The organism is Bacteroides zoogleoformans, from assembly GCF_002998435.1.
Taxonomy (GTDB): Bacteria; Bacteroidota; Bacteroidia; order Bacteroidales; family Bacteroidaceae; genus Bacteroides; species Bacteroides zoogleoformans.
Window position 1 is genome coordinate 496,406 of sequence record NZ_CP027231.1, and the last position, 22,368, is coordinate 518,773.

Here is a 22,368-nt window from a genome sequence, read left to right on the forward strand (position 1 = left end):
TTATCTTTATCCGCCGTAACGCAATAAGAACGGGAAGGCGATGGGTACATCGCCAACCGTCATAATACCTTATATATATAAAAAAGATGAAACAAGCTAAGATAATCGTTGCCGGCATAGGGCCGGGCAGCGAGGCGGACATTACGCCCGCGGTGACGGCCGCCCTGCACGAGGCGGACGTGGTGGTGGGGTACAAATATTACTTCCGGTTTGTGACCCCGCACCTCCGCCCGGAGACGGAGTGCATAGACACGGGCATGAAGCGCGAACGCGCACGCGCCGAGCAGGCCTTCGAACTGGCGGAGCAGGGCAAGACGGTGTGCGTCATCAGTTCCGGCGACGCGGGCATCTACGGCATGACGCCCCTGATTTACGAGATGAAACGCGAACGGGGCAGCCGGGTGGAAGTGGTGTCGTTGCCGGGCATCAGCGCCTTCCAGAAGGCGGCGTCGCTGCTGGGCGCCCCCGTGGGGCACGACTTCTGCGTCGTCTCCCTCTCCGACCTGATGACGCCGTGGGAGCGCATCGAAAGGCGCATCCGAGCGGCGGCGACGGCGGACTTTGTGACGGCCGTCTATAACCCCAGAAGCGAGGGGCGATACTGGCAACTCCACCGCCTGAAAGAGCTTTTCCTGACGGAAGGCCGCTCGCCCGAGACGCCCGTGGGCTATGTCCGTCAGGCGGGACGCCCCGAACAGGAGGTGCACCTCACCACGCTGGGCGCCTTCAATCCCGAAGAGGCGGACATGTTTACCGTGATACTGATAGGCAATTCGCAGTCGTACGCCTGGGACGGCTCTTTCATCACTCCGCGGGGCTATTATCCGCAGGAAGACGGAAAGGAGAGTGAAGAGCCCGCGAACAAGGGGCAGGACATCATGATTCGCAGCTTCCGCACCATCGAGAAAGAACTGAAGAACAAAGAGATGGCGCCGGACCACAAATGGGCGTTGCTGCACGCCATACACACCACGGCGGACTTCGAGATGGAGCATCTGCTACGTACCGACGAGGGGGCTGTGGCATCGCTCTACCAAGACATCGAGGCGGGAAAGATAAAGACCATCGTGACGGACGTGACCATGGCTGCCAGCGGCATCCGCAAGGGGGCTTTGCAACGGCTGGGCATCGAGGTGAAGTGCTATTTGGGCGACCCTCGCGCGGTGGCAACGGCTGCTGAGAAAGGCATCACGCGTGCCCAGGCAGGCATCCGTCTGGCCGCAGACGAGCATCCGGACGCCCTGTTCGTGTTCGGCAACGCGCCGACGGCGCTGATGGAGCTTTGCGAGCTGATACGGAAGGGCAAGGCGCATCCGGCGGGCATCATCGCCGCTCCGGTAGGCTTCGTGCACGTGCAGGAGTCCAAACACATGGTGAAGCCTTTCGTGCACATCCCCAAGATTATTGTCGAAGGACGCAAAGGCGGAAGCAACCTCGCGGCCACGCTGGTCAACTCCGTGCTGTGCTACAACGACGCGGAACAGTTAAGGCCGGGAAGAGACGTCTGAGGACCTCTGCCCGCATCCCCAAACAGTAGATTGGTATGGAACGAAACTTTATCATCATAGGAATGGACGACAGCCGGGAGCCCTTCTTCACGCCCGAAGCACAAGCGTGGATACGGCAGGGAAAAGTGTTCTCGGGCGGCCTGCGCCATAAGGAGATTGTGGAAGACTTGTTGCCCGCGCAAGCCGAATGGATTTCCATCACCGCCCCGCTGGAGGATGTGTTCGCGCAATACGAGGAGGCCTTCGCCCGATGGAGAAATGCGCTTTCAGACCGTTTCATCGTTGTATTCGCTTCGGGCGACCCGCTCTTCTTCGGCTTTGCCAATACCGTCAGGCGGAAGCTTCCCGAAGCAGGCATCCGCCTTTATCCGGCATTCAACTCCCTGCAGACACTGGCGCATCGGCTCGTCATGCCGTACGATGACATGCGCACGGTCTCGCTTACGGGGCGTCCGTGGCAAGAGTTCGACCGCGCACTGATGGAGCGTGCTCCCAAGATAGGCGTCCTTACCGACCGCGAGCATACTCCGTCGGCCATCGCCGCCCGCATGCTGGAGTACAGCTATTCTTATTACACCATGTACGTAGGCGAACACCTCGGGCATCCCGAAAAGGAGCGTGTGCGCAGGTTCTCTCTTGAGGAAGCCGTGCAAGAGACGTTCCGGCATCCCAACAACCTGCTGCTGCACTGCACCGGAACTGCCGGCTCTTCGATGGTAAGTACGCCCCTTCCTCCCCGCCCCTTCGGCATTCCGGACGAAGCCTTCGCACACCTTGACGGGCGCGCCCGGATGATAACCAAAGCCCCCATCCGCCTGCTCACCTTGCAGGCGCTAGAGCTGAATCGCCGGCGCGTGTTCTGGGACATCGGTTTCTGTACGGGTTCTGTCTCCATCGAAGCCCGATTGCAGTTTCCCCACCTCACGGTCGTTTCCTTCGAGATACGCCCCGAGGGCGAAGCGCTGATGAAGACAAATAGCCGTCGTTTCGGCGCTCCGGGCATTACGGCAATGACAGGCGACTTTCTGCAAACCGAAACCGCCTCTCTGCCCCGCCCCGATGCCGCGTTCATCGGCGGGCACGGCGGACATCTGGATGAAATGACAGGCAAACTGAAGGAGGTGTTACTGCCCGGGGGATGCATCGTATTCAATTCTGTGTCCGCAGAAAGCAAGGAGGCATTCAGCCAAGCCGTAAAAAGGCACGGAATGTTGCTCCAACCTTCCATCCGCATCACGCTGAACGAATATAATCCCATAGAAATAATGAAAGCCACGCTTTCTTAGAATAAATATCATTCATGATGAAAATAGCCATTATCCTGATTTCCGAAGCCGGTCTGCATGTGGCCCGAACGCTGCTCGCTGAACTTCCCGCATCCGGGGTTTTCACCCTCAGGCACGAAGAAGGATGTACTCATATAGATTCTGCCGCCGACTTTACGGCCGAAAACTTCAGCCGCTACGACGCTTTTATCTTTATCGGCGCCATGGGCATCTGCATCCGTTCCATCGCCCCCTGCATCAAAGACAAATATACCGACCCCGCCGTATTGTGCATAGACAGTACGGGCAAGTACGTGGTTTCCGTTCTTTCCGGACACATCGGAGGAGCCAACGAACTGACTATGGAAGCGGCAGGCATCCTCGGAGCCGAACCGGTGGTGACTACACAAAGCGACCGTACCGGATTGTGGGCGCTCGATACCCTGCCGCAACGGTTCGGCTGGACTCCCGTAGTCATTGCGCCCGTCTCTTCCTCTTCTGTTCCGCCATCCACCCTCCCCTCCGGCGAAAAAGAAAGAGTGAGCATGAACAGGCACATCAGTCTCTTTGTCTCGGGCAGACCCACAGCCCTGCTGCTCACCGTGCGCGATGAAGGCACTGACCGGATGGAGGCTCACCTGCCGTCGCACGTAACGGTGTTTTATCGTCCGGAAGACATCGAGCCATCGCGCTTCGAACTGATTCTGTGCGTATCTCCCCAGGTGCCCCGTTTCACGGAAACGCCCATGATATGCTACGTGCCCCGTGCGGTACACCTCGGCATCGGCCTTGCCCGGCAAGCCGGCCCGACGCAGGAAGTGCTGAGGGCCATAGAAGAAACGCTGAAAGAGCAAGGCATACTGCCCGCCTCCATCGCTTCCATCTCCACCATCGACGCCAAGAGCGAAGAGCCGGTGGTGAAAGCCTTACAGAAGGAATATACGGTGAACTTCCATACAGCCGAAGAACTGGCGTCGATAGAAGTCCCCCACCCCAGCCCTACCGTGATGAAGCACATGGGCACAGCCAGTGTCTGTGAAGCCGCCGCACTGCTGACGGCAGCAAACTCCCAATTACTGCTGCCTAAGGTGAAAGGAGCAAACTATACCGTAGCCGCCGCCATCGACGGCGGCATGATGCGCCGGGGGCATATAGAAATTATAGGAGCCGGACCGGGCGACCCCGAACTGATATCCGTGCGCGGACACCGATTACTGGAGAAAGCCGACCTCATTTTATATGCCGGCAGTCTCGTGCCTCGCCAGCTGACGCACTGCGCTAAACCGGGCGCCACCGTGCTCAGTTCGGCTTCCATGGATTTGGAAGAACAATTCCGGGTGATGAAGACCTTCTATGACAAAGGCTGCTTCATCGTACGCTTACATACGGGAGACCCCTGCATTTACGGTGCCATTCAGGAACAGATGAATTACTTTGACCGACACGGCATGAGCTATCACATCACTCCCGGCATTTCCTCGTTTCAGGCTGCTGCTGCTGCCTTGCGGTCGCAATTCACCATTCCGGAGAAGGTGCAGAGCATCATCCTGACCCGTGGCGAAGGACGCACTCCCATGCCCGAACGGGAAAAACTGCACCTTATGGCACGTTCGCAAAGCACCATGTGCATCTTTCTCAGTGCCGGCATTGCCGATCAGGTGCAGGAAGAGCTGCTTCAGGAATATCCTGAAAACACGCCCGTGGCCGTCTGCTACCACCTGACGTGGAAAGACGAGCGGATTTTCCGCGGCGAACTGAAAGACCTTGCCCGGATAGTGAAAGAGAATAAGCTGACGCTGACCACGATGATTGTAGTGGGTGAAGCCATCGGCAACCGCGAAGGACTGTCACGCCTCTATGCGCACGAGTTCAAGCATTTATTCAGGAAATAACGTAGCACATTATGATATTGATATTTGGCGGAACAACCGAAGGACGCATCTCCGTCCAAACGCTCGAAGAGGCCGGGAAACCTTTCTACTACTCTACAAAAGGAGATGAGCAGGAAGTGTTCCTGCACAACGGCATCCGTCTGCAAGGAGCCATGGATGCGGGGCAGGCCATTGCATTCTGCCACCGCCACGACATCAGACTGATAGTGGATGCGGCACATCCCTTTGCCACCCAGCTGCACCACACGCTAGAGCAAGTCTCATCGGAGACAGGTATTCCCGTCATCCGTTTTGAACGCATCTTTCCCGAACGGGATGAGGAGCACATCACTTGGTGCAGGGATTACGACGATGCCATACAGCGGATAGAGGCAGAAAACATTGCTACCTTACTCGTACTTACCGGTGTGCAAACCATCGGAAAGCTGAAACCGCTTTGGCAGAACAACAAGTGCTACTTCCGTATTCTCGACCGCGACAGCTCGCGCCGGCTTGCCCGTGAACAAGGTTTTCCTGCGGAACGTCTCTTCTACTATCGTCAGGGGGGAGACGAACGCATCTTGCTGCAACAACTGCGCCCCGAAGCCATCCTCACCAAAGAGAGCGGAATGTCAGGCGGATTCGACGAGAAGGTGGCAGCCGCCCGCCAACTGGGCATACGCATCTTCGCCCTTTGCCGCCCCGATACGTCTCGCAGGTTTATCTGTGTGAACGGTGAACACGGGCTGCGCCGCATGGTCGAGAAGCTTCTGCCCGATTTCTTCCCCCTGCACAGCGGACTGACCACCGGCACATGTGCCACCGCTGCGGCTGTGGCTGCCGCATGGGATCTCTTCAACAGCAACTCCGCAGAGCGCCCGGAAGAGTTTCCGGTGGTATTGCCCAACGGAGAAACCATTTATGTGCCCGTGCAACCTCAAGAAGATACCCCCCGGCCGGTATTGCAGGACGACGGGGAAAGTTACCGCGGAATAAGCGCCACCGTCATCAAGGATGCCGGCGACGACCCCGACATCACCGACGGGATGAAGATTGTGGCACATGTGGCCGCACCCTCCTGCATGACCGACGCTTTGCGGGAAGAGACTGCTCGAGAAGCTCCCCGCATCATCATCCGCGGCGGAGAAGGCGTAGGCACCGTCACCCTGCCGGGCTTGGGACTGGAGCCGGGCGCACCTGCCATCAACAATACGCCGCGCGAAATGATAAAGCAGAACGTCCGGCTCTGCCTTGAGCGTCTTCATTTAGCCGAACCGTCTCTTCCTTTGGTCGTCACCGTTTCCATTCCCGGAGGAGAAGAGATAGCCCGACGCACCTTCAATCCGCGCCTCGGCATCGAGGGGGGCATCTCCGTCATCGGCACGTCGGGCATCGTGAAGCCATTCTCTTCGGAAGCCTTCGTCAACTCCATTCGCAAATCGATGGAAGTGGCCAAGGCAACGAAGAGTCCGCTCATCGTCATCAGCTCCGGTGCAAAGAGCGAGCGGCACATCAAAGCCCGCTATCCCGACCTCCCGCCCCAAGCCTTTGTACATTACGGCAACTTCATCGGCGAGACTCTGAAAATAGCGGACGAGAAAGAGGTGGCCCGCGTCGTCCTCGGCGTGATGATAGGCAAGGCAGTGAAACTGGCAGAGGGGAATCCGGACACCCACAGCAAGAAAGTGACCATGAACAAGGCGTTCATTCAAGACATTGCCCGCCGGGCCGGATGCGGAAGCGAAACCCTGGCCGCCATCGGGCAAATGACGCTGGCACGCGAACTGTGGGACATCATACCGAAAGACGTCTTGAAAGAGTTCGGCAGGATACTGGTGGAGCATTGTCATCGGTATTGCGCCCCGCTGTTGCCGAACGGAGAACTGACCGTATTACTTATAAACGAAAACGGTGAGATTTACTCATGAAGAACCGGAATAAGTCCTACCGCCAAGCATCAGGTAAACACTTGGAATATCCCTAATTATTACCAAGTTTGCTTTTGCGCTAAAAACATGCAATAGTAATCAATAATTGATTATCTTTGCACCAAAATCGCACAATATGACAATAAGAGAATGGATTCGATACAGAGAAATCGGTGGCTTCCCTACCTTTTCGGTCGAGGATGTAAGGCTGGCATTTCCTGCTTATTCGGGGCAGGTCATCAGGAATGAACTTTTCCGGTTGTCATTACAAGGCATTCTATATTCTGCATACAGAGGATTTTATGTAATCATTCCTCCACATTATGCAGCTAAAAGGATAGTCCCTCCATTATACTACATCGAGCAACTGATGTCATATCTAAACAAGCCATATTATATAAGCCTGTTGAATGCGGCAGAAATTTTAGGCGCGGCCCATCAGCGTCCGCAAACGGTATCTGTGACAACTGTAGAGCCAAAGCCATCCGTTTCATCGACAAAGAATAATTCTCTTGTCTGGGTATATCGTAAGGAGATTCCCTCCGATTTTCTGCTGTCCAAGAATTCCGAAACCGGAGTCATTCATTATTCAAATGCGGAATTAACATCCATAGACATAGTGCAATATGAGCAACATATCGGAGGACTTTCGAGGGCTGCGACCATTCTGGATGAATTGACGGACAAAATGGATTTTCGAGGAGCTTCCGAGAAACTGTTCAATTATACTTCAATTGCTACCATACAACGATTGGGATACATCCTGGAGAAGGTATTGGGCCGGGATGAGATTGCCGAAATAGTATATACGGAATTAAAATTATATGCGAAGCGTTTCAGATTTGTTCCGCTGAGTACACACAGACCTGATGCCGATGCGGAAAAGGACACCCGTTGGAAAGTAAATATTAATACGATAATAGAAACAGACGAAATATGATAAACAGAACAGCCATTACCCAATGGAACCGGGTCGTCCCTTGGAATGACAATGCCCAGGTTGAACAAGATCTTATCATATCTCGTGCATTGGTCGCCATTTTCAATGATGAATTTCTTGCTTCGCAGCTGGCATTCAGAGGGGGTACTGCACTCCATAAACTATATCTGAAGCCGCAACCCAGATATAGTGAGGATATTGATTTGGTACAGATCTCACCGGGACCGATTAAATCGATAATGTCCAGATTAGGCGAAGTTTTGGATTTCTTGCCGGATCGGGTAACAAAACAGAAACGATACAACAACACGATGTTGTTCCGTATGGAATCGGAAATTCCCCCGACAATTCCCCTGCGACTGAAAATCGAGATAAACTGTTTTGAGCATTTCAATGAACTTGGCTTGATTAGAATCCCTTTTGAAATGACAAACAGCTGGTTTTCGGGAAAAAGCGAGATAACGACATATCACCTGAATGAGTTACTCGGGACAAAACTCAGAGCTTTGTATCAAAGGAAGAAAGGGCGTGATCTTTTCGATTTATATGCAGCTTTATCGGAAGCCACAGTGGATACGAACGAAATTCTGCGCTGCTACAATCGCTATATGGCGTTTGCCGTAAAACAACCGCCAACGCATAAGCAATTCATCCATAATATGGAAGAGAAAATGTCTGATGCCGATTTCCTGGGCGATACGAAAAACCTGCTTCGCCCGGAAAGGCCGTTTGACCCTCAAACGGCATATGGACTTGTACGCTTACAATTGATAGATAAATTAAAAGAATGAAGAAGACAATCGCAATCCTCTGCATGGCGGTCGTTGCATCGGGCTGCCCGGCGCAAAGCCTCCTGTCTTTCTATGCCAAGGCAGGGATAGGAACGTCGCGCTTCCACGGGAAAGGCGCGAACAGCGAAACGAAGATAGCCTGCAAAGCTGGCATCGGTGCGGAATATACCCTGAACAGGACATGGGTGATGCAGTCGGCATTGGAGTTTGTTTCTATTGGCGGACAAGATGAGATAGGACATATACATGACGCCCGGATGAACGAGCTGTATCTGCAAGTGCCGGTCACTTTGGCAGCCCGCCTCCACTTGGACAAGAACTATCATGCCTCCTTGGCTGCGGGGCCATATGCAGCCATCGGCGTGGGCGGTAAAACATCGGGCGAAATATACAATCCCAGCAGCAGTCGTCCCGCCTCTCGTTTCAAGGCAGATACTTTCGGCAAGATGATAGACGGCAAGATAGGTAATAATCGTTTCGATGCCGGTATTGTTGTAAACATCGCTCTTGAATACAAAAGATTCGAGTTCGGTGCGGAAGCGCAGGTGGGGCTGGTGACGGTGAACAGGCAGATGAACCGGCTGCCGGAACTGTCGGGAGCAAGGGAATACCTGCCCAAGAACTTCGCTTCTTTCTTCACGTTAGGATACCGGTTTCGGTAAGCGGTGACCGGCGACAGTCATGCGCATCGACTGACGGTAGTCAGCACCGGTGACCGGCGGCAGGCATGCGTACCGACTGACGGCAATCAGCACCACCGACCGGCGACGGGCACCGTTTAACTGCAGATGATAACTGCAAAACCTAAGAAGAGTCGTACCAAGCGCTGTTTCGAGCAATGGTACGACTCTTTCTTTTTGGGCCTTTAAGGAGGTTCAGGTTTCAAACCGGGAAGCGGGCTGAAGCGAGTTTTCTCCGGCCACGCTGCCTGTAACGCTGTTCCCGCCGGAAAGGGAGAGGAGCGCGGGGAACTCCGACCGAGGCCGCACTGCAACTCCGACCGAAGCCGCACGGCAACTCCGGCGCGAGGGTGCCTTAGTCCGCCTCGGCTTCTCCGCCCGTGATGACTGTGCTGCCTGTCCAGTCGGCCACGGTCACTTCGCCCGGCTCGAGTTTCTCCTTGCCCACGGTGAGGTTAAAGGTGTAGCTCTTGCCCTTATCAGGCGTATAATCCCGCAGCTTGGCGGTCATCGTCTTGTCGCCTACGGTAAGGGAAACCGTATGGTCCGAAGCATTATCGGGAACAAGCACCGTGTAGGTGCTGCCCGCCTTGCCCCGGCCCTCGGCATAGGGTGTGTATGTTACCAGAGGGCCGCTTGAGCCTATCTTGTTAAGGAACCTGACGTTATCCACCTTGGTTCCGGCAGGAAATTCGGAGTTGAAGCCGGCTATCTTGACAATGAAGCGTGCCATCCAGCGTTGCATCGTAAAGTGCAACGCGTCTTTCGTCTTTGCTTGGTGATTAAGATCCCCTACCATTAGGTCTGCTTTAGCGATGTTTTCTTCAGTACTCTGGTCTGTTTGATAATCATATGGCGCCCCACTTATATGTACCGAGCCCCATTCGGCGGGATAAAAGGCTCTGAAATCCTCCTGGTCTCTTTTCCAAAGGAGGTACTCGCCGTCTCTGGGCTTCCAGGCAGTGCCATCGAAACGATAGGTGGCATGCTGGTCGCTGTTGGGAGCGTACACTAAGATTTCGTCTCCCGCCTTGAACTTGGTTTGCTCCTCCCCCGTGCCTGTCGGCATGGAGCGGGTGGCGGCAAACGGGTTGGCTATACCGGCCGTAATCCGCACGGCATTTTCGGGAACTTGGTCTGCCTGTGGCCGGTCAAATTCGTTGTTGCAGGCGGTCAGCCCCCCGAGGAGGGCCGCCGCTGCAAGTGTTATTGTTACTTTAAGTCTCATTGCATCAAAAAGTTTATTCCGTTTCGATATTCTCCGTGCCGCCCTCGGTCCATGGGGTGGCCGAGAAGCCGCCGACGATTACGACGTCCTTGCCCACGGTGAGGGTGAGGCCGTGCTGCTTGTCGGACGCGAGGGTGACTCCGGTCGGGGACTTCCATGTATACGTCTTGCCTGCTATGACAATCTTCACCTGGAAGCCGTTGGCGGCGATGGTCTGCGGCACGAGGATGCATTCGTACTTCGCCACGGCACTCTTCGTTTCGCCCTGGCCGGGGGTGTAGATACCCGTCAGGGGTTTGACGGGGGTCGCACTGCCCTGTTCGGTCATGGCATCTTCAATGAGTTTCCATGCGGCCTCGGTCTTCGTGCCTTCCACGCTCACTGCGGTGATGGGGTTGGTGGCGGTGCCGGCGCCGTTCAGGTTGAACTGCGTGCCGAGCTGCACGGTGAGGTTGAGCTTGGCCAGGCGGTGCTTGAGTTCCACTTTCATCTTGCCTTGCGGGGTCAGGTCGTTGGCAGGGTCTACCTCGTGGTTCTTCATCGCGAGGAGGTCGCTTTTGTTCAGCCGGTCGGCATTGCTCTGGTCGGCTTCTACCTTGATGTTCACGGGCGTGGCGCCGTCGGTCTTCCAATGCTCGTCGGTCAGCGTGATGTCGGAGGGGATGCATACGGCGGCTACGTTCACCTTTTGGGTCTTGTTCTGCCAGAGCATCTTCAGTTTATCGGTGCCGGCGTTATCGTAACTCACCCATTCGCCGCTTTCTTTCTTCATCAGGGCGTTGTAGGAATAGGTGGCGTTCTCGGTGTTTTCTACGCGAAGCCGGAACGCCTGAAGGTTGGTTGTTTCCATTCCCGCACGGGTTTGCGGGTGGGTTACGTCGGCAGCTACGCGGATGATGCCGTCGGCCGGGAAGTGGTCGGCGGGAGCAACGAGGTTTTCGTCGTGGCTGCACGAAGCAGCGGTCAGTGCGGCAACGGCAAGCATTGCCAGATTCTTTATTGTCTTCATTTTCTTTGTTATTTTATTGTTATTGAATGATTACTGTTGATGAACGAAAAATGTTTTCCCTCCTTCGGGGTTTCAACCCAAGGGGTTTTCGGGCGTGGGCGAAGGTGTTTCGCCGGGCGTGGGCGTGGTGCCGGGTTGTTCGGACACTTTCTCGCCCTCGCGCAGCACGATGCGCTGTATGCTCTTGGCCTGATTGCGCATCTCCATTTTGGGGAAGAACTGTATGCGGGGGGCTTTCAGCGTGTCGGCTGTGACTTCTTTCTCCGTCATCACGCGTTTGCCGATCGAAACGACTTTGAACGAGCCGAGGTCGGCGAGGTCTACCGCCCGTCCTGCAAACATCTCTTCGCGCACGATTTCGGCAAGGGCGGTGATGGCACTGCGCACGTCGGCGCGCGACAGCGCCGTGGCGTTGATGATGCGGTCTTCCACCTGGCGGGTGGTAATCTTGTCCTGTACAACGGGGGCCGCGTAGTAAACGGTCTTACCCTTGTTCTTGCCTATATAGGCAGTCTCTTTTTTAATTTGATGAATCAACATAATTTTTACTGTTTTTTGGTGATTAATATATTTGTTTTTCTTTACTGTAAGTTCGACTGTTGCCGTACTGTAAGTTCGACCGTTGCCGTACTGTAAGTTCGACCGTTGCCGTACTGTAAGTTCGACCGTTGCCGTACTGTAAGTTCGACTGTTGCCGTACTGTAAGTTCGACTGTTGCCGTACTGTAAGTTCGACCGTTGCCGTACTGTAAGTTCGACCGTTGCCGTACTGTAAGTTCGACCGTTGCCGTACTGTAAGTTCGACCGTTGCCGTACTGTAAGTTCGACCGTTGCCGTACTGTAAGTTCGACTGTTGCCGTACTGTAAGTTCGACTGTTGCCGTACTGTAAGTTCGACTGTTGCCGTACTGTAAGTTCGACTGTTGCCGTACTGTAAGTTCGACTGTTGCCGTACTGTAAGTTCGACTGTTGCCGTACTGTAAGTTCGACTGTTGCCGTACTGTAAGTTCGACTGTTGCCGTACTGTAAGTGCGGCGCGAGGGTGCCTTAATCCGCCTCGGCTTCTCCGCCCGTGATGACTGCGCTGCCGCTCCAGTCGGCCACGGTCACTTCGCCCACCTCGAGTTTCTCCTTGCCCACGGTGAGGCGGTAGGTGTAGCTCTTGCCGACATTATACGAATAGTCCTGCAGCTTGGCAGTCATCGCCTTGTCACCTACGGTAAGGGAAATCTCATTGTGCACAACATGACCGGTAACGAGCACCGTGTAGGTGCTGCCCACCTCGCCCTCGCCATCGGCATAGGGTGTGTATGTTACTTGAGGGGCGCTTGCGTTGCTCTTGTTAAGGAACTTGACGTTCTCCACCTTGGCATCGGCAGGAAATTCGGAGTTGAAGCCGGCTATCTCGACCACGAGGCGTGCCGTCCGGCGTTGCATCGTAAAGTGCAACGGTTCTTTCGTCTTTGCTTGGTGATTAAGATCCCCTACCATTAGGTCTGCTTTAGCGATTTTGTCTATACTGCTCTGGTCTGTTGGAAAAACATATAGTGCCCCAGCAACAGCTTGCAAGCCAGATTCGACGGTATAAAAGGCTCTGAAAGACTCCGGCCAGTCGTATTTCCAAAGGAGGTACTTGCCGTCTTTGGGCTTCCAGGCAGTGCCGTCGAAACGATAGGTGGCACGCTGGTCGCTGCCGTAAACGCGCACCAAGATTTCGTCACCCTCCTTAAACTTGGTTTGCTCCTCCTCCGTGCCTAACGGCATGGAGCGGGTGGCGGCAAACGGGTTGTGGATACTTGCCGTAATCCGCACGGCATTTTCGGGAACTCGGTCTGCCTGCGGCTCGCCAAGTTCGTTGTTGCAGGCGGTCAGCCCCCCGAGGAGGGCCGCCGCTGCAAGCATCGAGATGAAAAAGAGTTTCTTCATGTTCTTTTCTTTTTTTGAAATTGGTTTATAATCGGTGTTTATCACCTATTCAATCTACCGCTTCTCCGCCCGTGATGTCTGCGGCTGCTCCCCAGTCGTTAATCACCACTTGGTCCAGCTCGATGCGGTTGCGCCCCACAATGAGCTTCACGGTCTGCTTCTTTCCCTTTACGAGGGCGAGCGGTGCGGGATGGGTGTAGACGTAGTTCTTGCCGTCGATGGCTATCGTGAACTTCTGCACCTCCTGCGGCATGATGACGGAGGCGTATACCTCGTTGGCCTTCTGCGCCTGCAGGCCGAAGGTTTCGGCAGTCCCGCCGAGCGTAATCACACCCTTGAGGTAGTCGATGGTGCCTTCGTTCTTTGCCTCCGTGCTTACCGAAGCCACGGCGGGTGTTCCGTCGAACTCGTTGCGGTAGGTCAGTTCCAGAACGAGCTTGGACATCATGTGGTCGAAGCGCAGCTGCACGGGGTTATCGGTGGCTTTCAGTCCGGCTTTGCCCTGGCCGGTATTGACGGCCACGAGCAGGTCGCTCTCCATCTGCTTCGCAGGGTCTACCGTTACGGGGTCGGCCTTAAAGTCGGCCACGTTGCGTGCAGGATAGAGGGAGAGGAAGAAGTGCGGCGTAGCCATGTCCACCCACTTCATGAGGGGCGTAGGCAGCCATTTGCCGCCTTTCAGCTCGTTGACGGAGTTGTTCACTACGAGGTTGGTGGCGGCCACCTCGTCGGCAGTGCCCGTCCAGGCATAGACGCTGATTTTGTCGCCTTCGTCAAACCGGGAGGCGTTTCCCGTGGTGGAAACGCGGGTCAGGTTGTCGATGGAGGTGCTCACGGTGATGTACTCAGGCTTGGTCTGCGACTGCGCCTGTTCGTTGTCGTTGTTGCAGCTTGTCAGTGCAACGGCTGCCAGTGCGGCAGCGAAAAGAATCTTTTTCTTCATGTTCGTTAATTTAATATGTTGAATAACTAAAAAAAGGGTTCATCACTCGCCTCGTTCAGTCACGAGGGTTCCGGTATCTCTCCGCTTATCGTCCATCCCTCTTCCCAGTCGCTGATGCGCGTGGGGGTGATGTGCATGAAGGGCTTGAGCTCGGAGTATTTCATTTTCAGCGTGTACTTGCCCGCCGGTTTCATGGGCGGGGCCTCGGCGTCGCACCGGCTCAGGCTCCCGTCGGCATGGCGGAAGGTAAAGCGCAGGTAGGCATGCGCGGCGTTGCTCACCGTGGGCATCGGGCGAAGCGTTTCGGTCTTGATGACGCCATTCTGTTCGGCGGCGGTCTTGCCTTCGGCCGGCTGCTTGCTGTCGGAAGCCCTGCCCCGGGTGCCGTCGGCCTCTTTCAGCGAGGGGATAAGGGCGTCGGCGGCATTGAGCACCACCGTTTCGAGCTTCTCGCCCTGTGGGGCGCCTTCCACTTCTACCGTAAGCTCCGAAAGGATGCGGCGCAGTCTGAGGTCGATACGGATATTCTTGTGCTTCGGCAGGCCGATGCGCTCCACGGCATAGTGGGCGTGTTCGGCCGAGGCGGAAGCTTCTTGAAGTTTCAGCAACAAAGTGGAAAATGTCTCGCCGCCGTCGGCCTCGAAAGGTTCGATGAGGTTGACCGCAGCCACCACGTCATATTCCCCCGCGGGAAGCGAATGGATGTCGAGGGCAATCAGAAACTTGTTGCCGTACTGACGCTCGGACACGAGCTTACCGTCGGCTCGGAATATCCATATCCTGACATTCTTGATTTCGCGGCCGGCATCGGCCGGGTCTGCCCACGAAAGGGCGGCGGAAATGCCGTAATCATCGTCATCGCCCCTGTCGTTGGAGCTGCACGACGCAAGTAAGAACATCATAAAAAACAAAAGTGACAACAAAAGTGACGTGATGGAGAGTGCCACGAGGCACACGAAGGTGTAATAAAATGATGTCTGTTTCATTGTTAATCCTCCTTTGCTGTTTCCGAACGGCGCGCTTTGGCAGCGTTCTTTTCGTTAAAGTCTCGGCCTTTGCCTGCGGTCTTGATGCGGGTGGCATCGATACCTCGGGCGGTCAGCCATGTTTTGAGGGCTTCGGCACGTTTCAGTGACAGGCGCAGGTTGACGGCATCGCTGCCCGTCGTGTCGCACCAGCCCGTCACGATGATGTTCAGCTCCGGGTCGTCCTGCAGCAATCGGAGCGTCTGCTGCATTTTCGCTTCCTCCCCGCCCGAAATCCTTGCACTGTTGAAAGCGAAATACACGGTGGGGAAGTCGACAGCTGCCGCACTCTCGACGGAGGCGACGCTTACTTCGGAAACGGGGCGTTCTATCGTCTTCGACAGCTCAACCGGTTCTGCCGCCTTTGTCGTATCCGGTTCGTTGTCCTCTTTCGGTGCCGGTTGTTCGCAAAGAGCATCGACTTCGGGCATAGCGGGTTCGACGGGCTTCAAAGCCTCCGCCCTTTTCACTTTCTTACCGAAAGCATAAGTGAGCTTCAGGCCGCCTTCGCGGAGCAGATTGGTCTTGTAACCCTGTTCGGGGATGCGGTCTAAGCGTTTGCCGGCAAGCTGCATGAAACCGCTGTAGATGCCGATGCCCCAATGCTCGGACACCCGGTAACCGATTTGCGCCTCGCCGCCCCAACCTATATGCCATTGGGATTCGAGACCCATAACGGTCTTATTGTCGGAAATAACCATGAAATCTGCTTTCGTACGCACTACCGAGACGAGAGGTGAAAGCTCCATGCGCCAGCGGCAATTGCCGGAACGGAAGAATCCCAACAAGTCGATATTGCCCTGCAAGCCGAAACTCCGGACGTTGACGCGACTTTTGAGGTCGTTGTAGTTCCAACCCTCGATGCCGATGACAGGAGCATGGTAACGCACGAGGTCTCTGCCCAGCCAATAGTTCGCGTCGACATCGCTCTTGCGGACGCCGAGCGTAACTTCTCCCCACTTCAATACACCTTCGAGTGAAAACACGGGATTAAACCGGTAACCGCCGAAAAAGCCAGCGCTCCACCCTGGCCGAAACTTATCGGCAGCTGCCGAAACAAAGGTGGACGTTCCTGCCGACAGTCCGCCGCGAAGTCCGGCATACCATCCTCGAACCGTAGTTCGTTCTTTCGGGACCTCCTGTGCATAGGCCTGGAGAATGGCTCCTCCAAGCAGCACCGTCAATACAATTCTTCTATAATTCATATCTTGTTTTGTTTAGAATGTTTTGTTTGCTTCTCTTCTCAATAATTAAATAAAAGTCTGTCGCAACATCGCTTCGTCTCCTCCCGATGGTTCCGTATGAACCTCCTGATTGTTTTTAACGAGAGGTCCTCGAGCAGATGTTTGTGCGCCAAAGCATCGAAAGGAACGGAAAAGGGACGAAGATAGAAAAGGCTTCTTCCATGTATGGAAAGCTCAAGGAACGTTTTGTCCATATCGGCAGAGAACCCGATGGTTATTCCGGCCCCGCCATCCTCCGTTATATATACCCAATACATACTCTTCATTCTTCTTCGTTGTTGATGATGGTGCAAAGCTAAAAAAGAAGGTTTTAGGTGATGTGTCATATCCGGAAAAAAGTGTTTCATATTTGGAAACAGCTGTAAGACAAATAAATAGAGAAGGGAAAAAGCCTCCGTCTCCGCCCTTCTTCTCTTGTGAAGAAGGAACATCTCTCTTGCGAAGAAGGAATATCTCTCTTGCGAAAAAGGAATATCTCTCTTGCGAAAAAGGAACATCGCGACCAAAAGATGAGGCGATAAAAAAGCCCCGAACCATTCGATGAAGAATGATTCGGGGCTTTCGGCATCTATCGGTCCAGCAATCGTTACTTTTCCACCTTCTTTTCTTTGGCGATGGCTTTGTATTCGGAGGGCGACATACCGTAACAGGCCCGGAAGCATCGGTTGAAGGTGGCACGGGAGTTGAACCCCGACTGGTATTCCACCTCATTGATGTTCAGATTGAGATTGCCGGTCAGCAAGGAAGCTGCACGGCGCAAACGGTAGCTATTGATAAACTCATTGACGGTGGCGCCGTCGGCATATTTGCGCACGGCATCGGCAAGGTAAACGGAGTTCGTGCCGAGTCGTTCGGCCAAAACGTCGCGATTCAAGGCTGCATCCTTGTAAATCTCCTCGGTCTTCATCAATTCGCACAATTGACGGTAGAGCCTGCCTTCGCGGTCGAGTTGTTCTTCGGGGATAGCTCTTACCGAACTCTCCACTTCGTCCTGCACACGTCGGTATTGCAGAATGGAGTCGTACAAAACTCTGTTCTTGCGGCGCAGCCTGCGCGTATATATAATGTATAGGACGAGGACAAGCAACAGCAACATACCGATAATGAGAGAGAGGTAGAGACGGGTGGTAATGACTTCGTTGCGTAGCGTGAGCTTGTCCACCTCAAAGATGGTATGCAGTTCGTCGAGCTGATTGGCAAGTTCCGTGGTGCGCAGTCTGTCCTTGTGGGGAAGTATCTCATTGTAGAGTTCGGCAGCCTCTTTATACCGCCCGACTTTCAGGAGAAAATCTGCCTGCTGGACCTGCACGGTGAGCAGACTCACGGAGTCGCCCGAGGCGGCGATGATTTCCATGTTCTTGCGGTTGCAGGCTATCGCTTCTTCATATTGCCTTGTCGCCGCATAGTAGCGCGCCTGCACTTGCAGGAGCTTGAACTGTGCGACAGCCTTGCGTCCCTCGGCATATATCTCTGCTTGTTTCAGCAGTTCGTCGGCCTTTGAATAATTTGCCGTCTCTATCTCGGCAACGGCGGCAGCCAGTGTGCAGTAGAGGTAACGCCCGTTTAGCGGCTGGGTATAACCCTTGCGTAGTGCCTCCTCCCGATACTTGTCGAGGACAGATTTCCATTTCTCGGCTATTGCCCGCAGTCTGTCGTACTCGCCCAATCCGTCGAGGGTTTCGCCTAAAGCATTGTAGGCGGAGAGCAGCTGCGAGATGTCTTCTTCCTTAGACAGAGCGGCAATACTTTCCGTTAAGGATTTTTCAGCCTCACGAAAGCGTCCCATAGTTTGGTAAATGCTGCCTATATCGTATGAGGAAACGCCCAGTCCGTAGTTGCTGTTCACAGTGTGCGCATCGGCATACATCTTCCGTGCTTCAAGCAAGGCGGTCTGCAGTTTTTCTTCGTAAATATACCTTTCCACCAAAACGCTCCACGCATTGTAGTAATAGTCCCACGTCTTGTTTTTCTTCAGAGACTTGAGCGACTCCGGCAGATAGAAGAGGATGCTGTCCGGTTTGTCGTAGTTGTAGTAGCAATACAGCTGCCTGACACGTGCCATCCCTTCGGCTTCCGCGTCCTTTTGTTTCAGGGCCTCCGCAAGAAATTCGCGGATGCAGCGCAACTCATACTGCATATCGTCTTGGGCGGCCGCTAACCGGCAAAGGTTGCTGTGTGCCCGCAAGAGTTCTTTCCCCCCGAGACGATTCATCTCCCGGCGTATGGAGTCGGCGGGACTATCGGCACATACACTTCCTACCGAAAGTATAAGCATAAACAAGATGGATGCGATTCTTTTCATCAGTATATCTATTTAATGTCTACAGTCTGTAACGAGTTCAAGCAATTCTTCGATGGAACGTGCGGTGGCCGGCTCCTTGTCCGGTCTGTGCAACACAAAGCTGCCGTCGTCTTTCAAGTCTCCGGTTTCGATGTACGTTGCCGACTCCACGTTGCGGTTTGCCAGGATGCCGTTTCGTTGCAGCGCCTTGCGCACCATGGCGTACTTCTGTCCGTGCCCCGCCAGACGTATCTCATCGGTGTATTCGTTGTCCACCCTGAAGAGTCCCGTCTCCAAATCGAACACGATGCCCTTGCGGGCGAAGAAATGGCTCAGGCTGCCGTTCAGCGAGAGGTCTTCGGGCGTGCCGATAGTCACTCCGTTCACCTTGTCCATCAGCCAGATTTTATCGGCAATCTGCAAGGCAAGCTCCAAGTCGTGCGTGGAGAGGAAGATGGTCTTATGAGTCTGCCGGCTGAGCCGGTGCAGCAGTTGCATCATCTCCACCTTGCTGGGGAAATCGAGGAAAGCCGTCGGTTCGTCCAGGTAGATGACGGGCGTCTGCTGTGCAAGCGCTTTGGCTATCATCACCTTCTGCCGCTCGCCGTCGCTCAGGGTGTGCACCATGCGGTGTGCCAGATGAGAAATGCCCACCAGCGAGACGGAGTCGCCCACCACCGCCTTGTCTTCTTTCGAGAGCGTTCCCCAGAAACCGGTATAAGGGCTTCGCCCCAAGCCTATCAGCTCGGTGACAGTCATATTGCGTATGTCGCATTTCTCCGTCAGTACCACACTGATGACACGCGAGAGTTGCTTGTCGGTATAAGTGTCTATCTCTTTTCCTTGGATGAATATCTCCCCGCCCAGCTTCGGCTGGAAGGCGGACAGCGTGCGCAGCAAGGTAGACTTCCCCACCCCGTTTGCACCTAACAGGCAGGTCAGCTCTCCGCTGTTGATTCCGGCGCAGATGCCCTCCGCCACCACCTTGACATCTCCCTTGCCGGGATAGCCGATGGAAAGTCTTTCTATATGTATCGTCTCGTTCTTCATTCTCATTTTTCCACTTATTCTATTCATTCTCTTCACTTTTCCTCTTTCTGAACAACACGGAAGCCACTACGGGCGCTCCCACCAATGCCGTGACCGAGTTTACCGGCAAAGCTCCCTCGAAGCCGGGCATGCGGGCTATCAGATTGCATGCCAGTGCCAAGGCGGCGCCCGTCAGCAGGCTGGCAGGCATCAGTATCCGGTGGTCCGAAGAGTGGAAAATGGCACGGCACAGATGCGGCACGGCCAGCCCGATGAACATAATCGGGCCACAATAGGCCGTCACAATGGCCACCAGCACACCCGAACACGAGATGACCAGCAACCGTGCCCGCTTGATGTCCAGTCCCAGATTGCGCGCGTAGCCGTCGCCCAGCAGCAGCAGGTTCATCGTCTTTATCAACAGGAAAGAGAGCGGAAGCAATGCGGCCATGATACATACGAACAGCATCATCTGGTCGCCCGAGACGCGGGCAAAGCTGCCCAAGCCCCAGATGACGTATGCACGGATGTCTTCCTCCACGCTGAAATATTTCAGCACACCGATGACGGCATTCGCCACATAGCCTATCATCACGCCGATAATCAACAGCGTGACGTTTCCCTTCACTTTCCGGGATACGTAGACGATGAGCGCCATGACGGCCAGCGCACCGACAATGGCGGCAACGGACAATGCCACCTCGCCCATATATCCCAACCGGCTCAATGCCGCACCGCCCATGGCACCGGACAACAATACCACGCAAGCCACTCCCAGGCTGGCTCCCGAACTGATGCCCAGCACCGAAGGCCCTGCCAACGGATTGCGAAACACGGTCTGCATCTGCAACCCGCTGACCGAGAGCCCCGCCCCTGCCACCAAGGCCGTCAGCGCCTGCGGCACGCGCGACTTCCAGATGATGTTCTGCCAAACCACAGATTCGTCCGTGCTTCCACACAATATTCTCCATATCGAGCGGAACGGGATGTGTACGGAACCCAACAACAGATTCAGCAGGAAAAACAGGAGAATCGACGCGAATATCAGCAGCATCGACAGCAGTACAGGTCTTTTCATTCTTTCAGCAGTTCGTAGTAGGCAGGTTTGTAATCGGGCAGCAAATGGGGATGGAAAGCATGTATCAAATCTTCGAGCACCACTTCGGGCTGCATGGGCATGCTCTCGTAGAAAGGTTTATCGCTCATGTTGCAGTAGACGACTTTTTTTTCGCAGAAGGCCCGGAAATCGGCATAGCGCGGATCGAGCGACTTCAAGGCATCGTAAGAGAACTTACCGTCGTAGCTGTTCACTATGCGCCAGAAGTCGGCACTTTCCGCTTGGCTGTACACCGTTTCAAAGTCCAATGTCACACCGCCCGAACGGGGGTCGTCTTTCAGGAAATAGTCCGCGCCGGCATCACGAAACAACTCTGCAAGGAAGCTCTTCCCTCCCACGGCATACCAGTTTCCTCCCCTTATCTCTCCGCTGAACACCACCGGGCGTCTCTTCACGCCGGCAGCCAGTTGTTTCAATTCGGTATATCGTTTCTCTATCGCGGCGAACACCTCGTTCGCTTCCGCCTCCCTCCCGATAAACATGCCGATAAATTTAATCCATTCGGCTTGTCCCAACGGAGTCATCTCCTTATATCCCAAATGTGGAACGAGCGGAATGCCGGTTTCGCGCATGGCGTCATACCCTCCCCGTTTGAAGGGAGAGATAAAGATAACGTCCGGATTCATGCTTATTATCACCTCATTGTCAAAATTCCCCTCGATGCCGATTTTAGCAGTCTTGCCCGTCTTCAGGCGTTCGTTCATCTCTTTGTTGAAAAGATGCCGGGTACTGGTGATGCCTGCCACGCAATCGCAGGCATTCAGGCGGATGAAGTTGGAGAGTTGCAACGAGGTCATGCAGATGACGTGCCGCACCGGTGTCTCGATGACCGTATAGTCATCGGGAATGCCCGCAGGCTGTGTTCCCTTGGGCACCAACGCATAATGAAAAGTGCGGCTACTCTCTTTCTGAGGGTCGTGTATGTCTACCAAGCGCACATTGCCCGGAAGGTATTTCACCGCATACCCTTTCGCATAAACGGGAGTGACAATGGCTGCCGTGTCTGTCGCGGCAACGGAACAATCGGCCGCGACGGCATCTTGTCCGGAAGTTTGTTTTGATTTTGCTCCACACGAAGTTATGGATAAAATGCAGCAAAAAGCAATGCCTATGGCTGATATTCGCATCATGATTACGGAATCTTTTAAAAAAAAAATCAGACCACAAAATTCGTCATTTTGGGGAAGATACGCAAATAATTTCCTCATAAAATCCACGTTTATAGCCCTTTCTTCCGCAAAAACAAGTCGCATGGAATGGAATCAGATTCATCAGCTGTCCCTTTCTCCCTAATTGTGCGATTTTGTAAATAAAAGAAAAAGTCTCTTTCATCGAGAAACCAAAAATGGAATTATCACTTTGTGAGTCCCTTCGGGAAAATTACGGAAAAATTCAAGATTTTTCCGTAGTGATGAAGAAAGCTTATCGGCATGACTTAGGAGGAAGTGACTACTGAAGCTGTACAATATTCTAAAGAACAGCCTACTGATATCGTTTATAAACAGAAAAAGCGTCTAACTAAACCAGGAAAAGACACTGCATGTGATAAATCACGCCTGTACAAGTGAAAGGCTACACTTGTACA

At 54.3% G+C, this 22,368-nt stretch carries 19 protein-coding genes; 7 read left to right on the forward strand and 12 right to left on the reverse strand.

The genetic code is table 11. From position 1 onward, the window contains the following. Positions 1-86 precede the first annotated feature (86 nt). The 7 genes from cobJ (at position 87) to C4H11_RS02170 (ending at position 8,965) form a co-directional block, all read left to right on the forward strand. Positions 87-1,508 (forward strand): precorrin-3B C(17)-methyltransferase, encoded by a 1,422-nt coding sequence (gene cobJ / locus C4H11_RS02140; RefSeq protein ID WP_106040298.1) that lies wholly within the window; start codon positions 87-89, stop codon positions 1,506-1,508. Between the two features lie 35 nt (positions 1,509-1,543). Then, complete coding sequence (cbiE, locus tag C4H11_RS02145) at positions 1,544-2,794, forward strand: precorrin-6y C5,15-methyltransferase (decarboxylating) subunit CbiE (RefSeq protein WP_106040299.1); 1,251 nt, start codon at positions 1,544-1,546, stop codon at positions 2,792-2,794. A 17-nt stretch (positions 2,795-2,811) separates the two neighbouring features. After that, positions 2,812-4,665, forward strand: a complete 1,854-nt coding sequence (gene cobM, locus C4H11_RS02150) for a precorrin-4 C(11)-methyltransferase (protein WP_106043029.1) — start codon at positions 2,812-2,814, stop codon at positions 4,663-4,665. Between the two features lie 11 nt (positions 4,666-4,676). Further along, the gene (gene cbiD, locus C4H11_RS02155) at positions 4,677-6,572 is read left to right on the forward strand and encodes a cobalt-precorrin-5B (C(1))-methyltransferase CbiD (RefSeq protein ID WP_106040300.1); all 1,896 of its coding nucleotides are present in this window, start codon (positions 4,677-4,679) and stop codon (positions 6,570-6,572) included. 136 nt (positions 6,573-6,708) lie between these two features. Beyond that, positions 6,709-7,512: a type IV toxin-antitoxin system AbiEi family antitoxin domain-containing protein gene (locus C4H11_RS02160; RefSeq protein WP_106043031.1), complete on the forward strand. Its 804-nt coding sequence runs from the start codon at positions 6,709-6,711 to the stop codon at positions 7,510-7,512. Next, positions 7,509-8,303 carry a nucleotidyl transferase AbiEii/AbiGii toxin family protein gene (locus C4H11_RS02165; protein WP_106040301.1) on the forward strand — a complete coding sequence of 265 codons (795 nt, stop codon included), beginning with the start codon at positions 7,509-7,511 and terminating at the stop codon, positions 8,301-8,303. Before C4H11_RS02160 ends, C4H11_RS02165 begins: the two co-directional genes overlap by 4 nt. Continuing rightward, a complete protein-coding gene (locus C4H11_RS02170) occupies positions 8,300-8,965 on the forward strand; it encodes an outer membrane beta-barrel protein (protein ID WP_106040302.1) in 666 nt (221 codons plus the stop codon). The genes C4H11_RS02165 and C4H11_RS02170 overlap by 4 nt, the downstream gene beginning before the upstream one ends. A gap of 373 nt (positions 8,966-9,338) precedes the next feature. Here C4H11_RS02170 and C4H11_RS02175 read toward each other — a convergent pair whose 3' ends face one another. From C4H11_RS02175 to C4H11_RS02230, 12 genes are all read right to left on the reverse strand, one after another. Then, on the reverse strand, positions 9,339-10,211 hold the full coding sequence (locus C4H11_RS02175; protein WP_106040303.1) for a fimbrillin family protein: 873 nt from the start codon (positions 10,209-10,211) through the stop codon (positions 9,339-9,341). Positions 10,212-10,224: 13 nt separating this feature from the next. Beyond that, positions 10,225-11,220: a fimbrillin family protein gene (locus C4H11_RS02180; RefSeq protein WP_106040304.1), complete on the reverse strand. Its 996-nt coding sequence runs from the start codon at positions 11,218-11,220 to the stop codon at positions 10,225-10,227. Positions 11,221-11,292: 72 nt separating this feature from the next. Beyond that, a complete protein-coding gene (locus C4H11_RS02185; RefSeq protein WP_106040305.1) occupies positions 11,293-11,760 on the reverse strand; it encodes an HU family DNA-binding protein in 468 nt (155 codons plus the stop codon). 505 nt (positions 11,761-12,265) lie between these two features. After that, positions 12,266-13,144 (reverse strand): fimbrillin family protein, encoded by an 879-nt coding sequence (locus C4H11_RS02190; RefSeq protein ID WP_106040306.1) that lies wholly within the window; start codon positions 13,142-13,144, stop codon positions 12,266-12,268. Between the two features lie 49 nt (positions 13,145-13,193). Continuing rightward, positions 13,194-14,087, reverse strand: coding sequence for a fimbrillin family protein (locus C4H11_RS02195; protein ID WP_106040307.1), 894 nt, complete (start codon positions 14,085-14,087; stop codon positions 13,194-13,196). A gap of 59 nt (positions 14,088-14,146) precedes the next feature. Next, a complete protein-coding gene (locus C4H11_RS02200; protein ID WP_106040308.1) occupies positions 14,147-15,073 on the reverse strand; it encodes a FimB/Mfa2 family fimbrial subunit in 927 nt (308 codons plus the stop codon). Between the two features lie 2 nt (positions 15,074-15,075). Beyond that, positions 15,076-16,317: an OmpA family protein gene (locus tag C4H11_RS02205; protein WP_106040309.1), complete on the reverse strand. Its 1,242-nt coding sequence runs from the start codon at positions 16,315-16,317 to the stop codon at positions 15,076-15,078. A gap of 38 nt (positions 16,318-16,355) precedes the next feature. Continuing rightward, positions 16,356-16,622, reverse strand: coding sequence for a hypothetical protein (locus tag C4H11_RS02210; protein ID WP_035455892.1), 267 nt, complete (start codon positions 16,620-16,622; stop codon positions 16,356-16,358). Between the two features lie 320 nt (positions 16,623-16,942). Further along, complete coding sequence (locus tag C4H11_RS02215; protein ID WP_106040310.1) at positions 16,943-18,658, reverse strand: helix-turn-helix domain-containing protein; 1,716 nt, start codon at positions 18,656-18,658, stop codon at positions 16,943-16,945. 12 nt (positions 18,659-18,670) lie between these two features. Then, positions 18,671-19,687, reverse strand: a complete 1,017-nt coding sequence (locus C4H11_RS02220) for an ABC transporter ATP-binding protein (RefSeq protein ID WP_106040311.1) — start codon at positions 19,685-19,687, stop codon at positions 18,671-18,673. Positions 19,688-19,706: 19 nt separating this feature from the next. Further along, positions 19,707-20,744, reverse strand: a complete 1,038-nt coding sequence (locus C4H11_RS02225; protein WP_106040312.1) for an iron ABC transporter permease — start codon at positions 20,742-20,744, stop codon at positions 19,707-19,709. Beyond that, complete coding sequence (locus tag C4H11_RS02230) at positions 20,741-21,913, reverse strand: ABC transporter substrate-binding protein (protein ID WP_106043033.1); 1,173 nt, start codon at positions 21,911-21,913, stop codon at positions 20,741-20,743. The genes C4H11_RS02225 and C4H11_RS02230 overlap by 4 nt, the downstream gene beginning before the upstream one ends. Between the last annotated feature and the right edge of the window lie 455 nt (positions 21,914-22,368).

Coding starts and splice junctions, on each gene's coding strand:
- C4H11_RS02185 (WP_106040305.1), bottom strand. CDS start 11,760: ATGTTGATTCATCAAATTAAAAAAGAGACTGCCTATATAGGCAAGAAC.
- C4H11_RS02190 (WP_106040306.1), bottom strand. CDS start 13,144: ATGAAGAAACTCTTTTTCATCTCGATGCTTGCAGCGGCGGCCCTCCTC.
- C4H11_RS02210 (WP_035455892.1), bottom strand. CDS start 16,622: ATGAAGAGTATGTATTGGGTATATATAACGGAGGATGGCGGGGCCGGA.
- C4H11_RS02230 (WP_106043033.1), bottom strand. CDS start 21,913: ATGATGCGAATATCAGCCATAGGCATTGCTTTTTGCTGCATTTTATCC.
- C4H11_RS02165 (WP_106040301.1), top strand. CDS start 7,509: ATGATAAACAGAACAGCCATTACCCAATGGAACCGGGTCGTCCCTTGG.
- C4H11_RS02175 (WP_106040303.1), bottom strand. CDS start 10,211: ATGAGACTTAAAGTAACAATAACACTTGCAGCGGCGGCCCTCCTCGGG.
- C4H11_RS02225 (WP_106040312.1), bottom strand. CDS start 20,744: ATGAAAAGACCTGTACTGCTGTCGATGCTGCTGATATTCGCGTCGATT.
- cobJ (WP_106040298.1), top strand. CDS start 87: ATGAAACAAGCTAAGATAATCGTTGCCGGCATAGGGCCGGGCAGCGAG.
- C4H11_RS02215 (WP_106040310.1), bottom strand. CDS start 18,658: ATGAAAAGAATCGCATCCATCTTGTTTATGCTTATACTTTCGGTAGGA.
- cbiE (WP_106040299.1), top strand. CDS start 1,544: ATGGAACGAAACTTTATCATCATAGGAATGGACGACAGCCGGGAGCCC.
- cbiD (WP_106040300.1), top strand. CDS start 4,677: ATGATATTGATATTTGGCGGAACAACCGAAGGACGCATCTCCGTCCAA.
- C4H11_RS02170 (WP_106040302.1), top strand. CDS start 8,300: ATGAAGAAGACAATCGCAATCCTCTGCATGGCGGTCGTTGCATCGGGC.
- cobM (WP_106043029.1), top strand. CDS start 2,812: ATGAAAATAGCCATTATCCTGATTTCCGAAGCCGGTCTGCATGTGGCC.
- C4H11_RS02160 (WP_106043031.1), top strand. CDS start 6,709: ATGACAATAAGAGAATGGATTCGATACAGAGAAATCGGTGGCTTCCCT.
- C4H11_RS02205 (WP_106040309.1), bottom strand. CDS start 16,317: ATGAATTATAGAAGAATTGTATTGACGGTGCTGCTTGGAGGAGCCATT.
- C4H11_RS02220 (WP_106040311.1), bottom strand. CDS start 19,687: ATGAAGAACGAGACGATACATATAGAAAGACTTTCCATCGGCTATCCC.
- C4H11_RS02180 (WP_106040304.1), bottom strand. CDS start 11,220: ATGAAGACAATAAAGAATCTGGCAATGCTTGCCGTTGCCGCACTGACC.
- C4H11_RS02195 (WP_106040307.1), bottom strand. CDS start 14,087: ATGAAGAAAAAGATTCTTTTCGCTGCCGCACTGGCAGCCGTTGCACTG.
- C4H11_RS02200 (WP_106040308.1), bottom strand. CDS start 15,073: ATGAAACAGACATCATTTTATTACACCTTCGTGTGCCTCGTGGCACTC.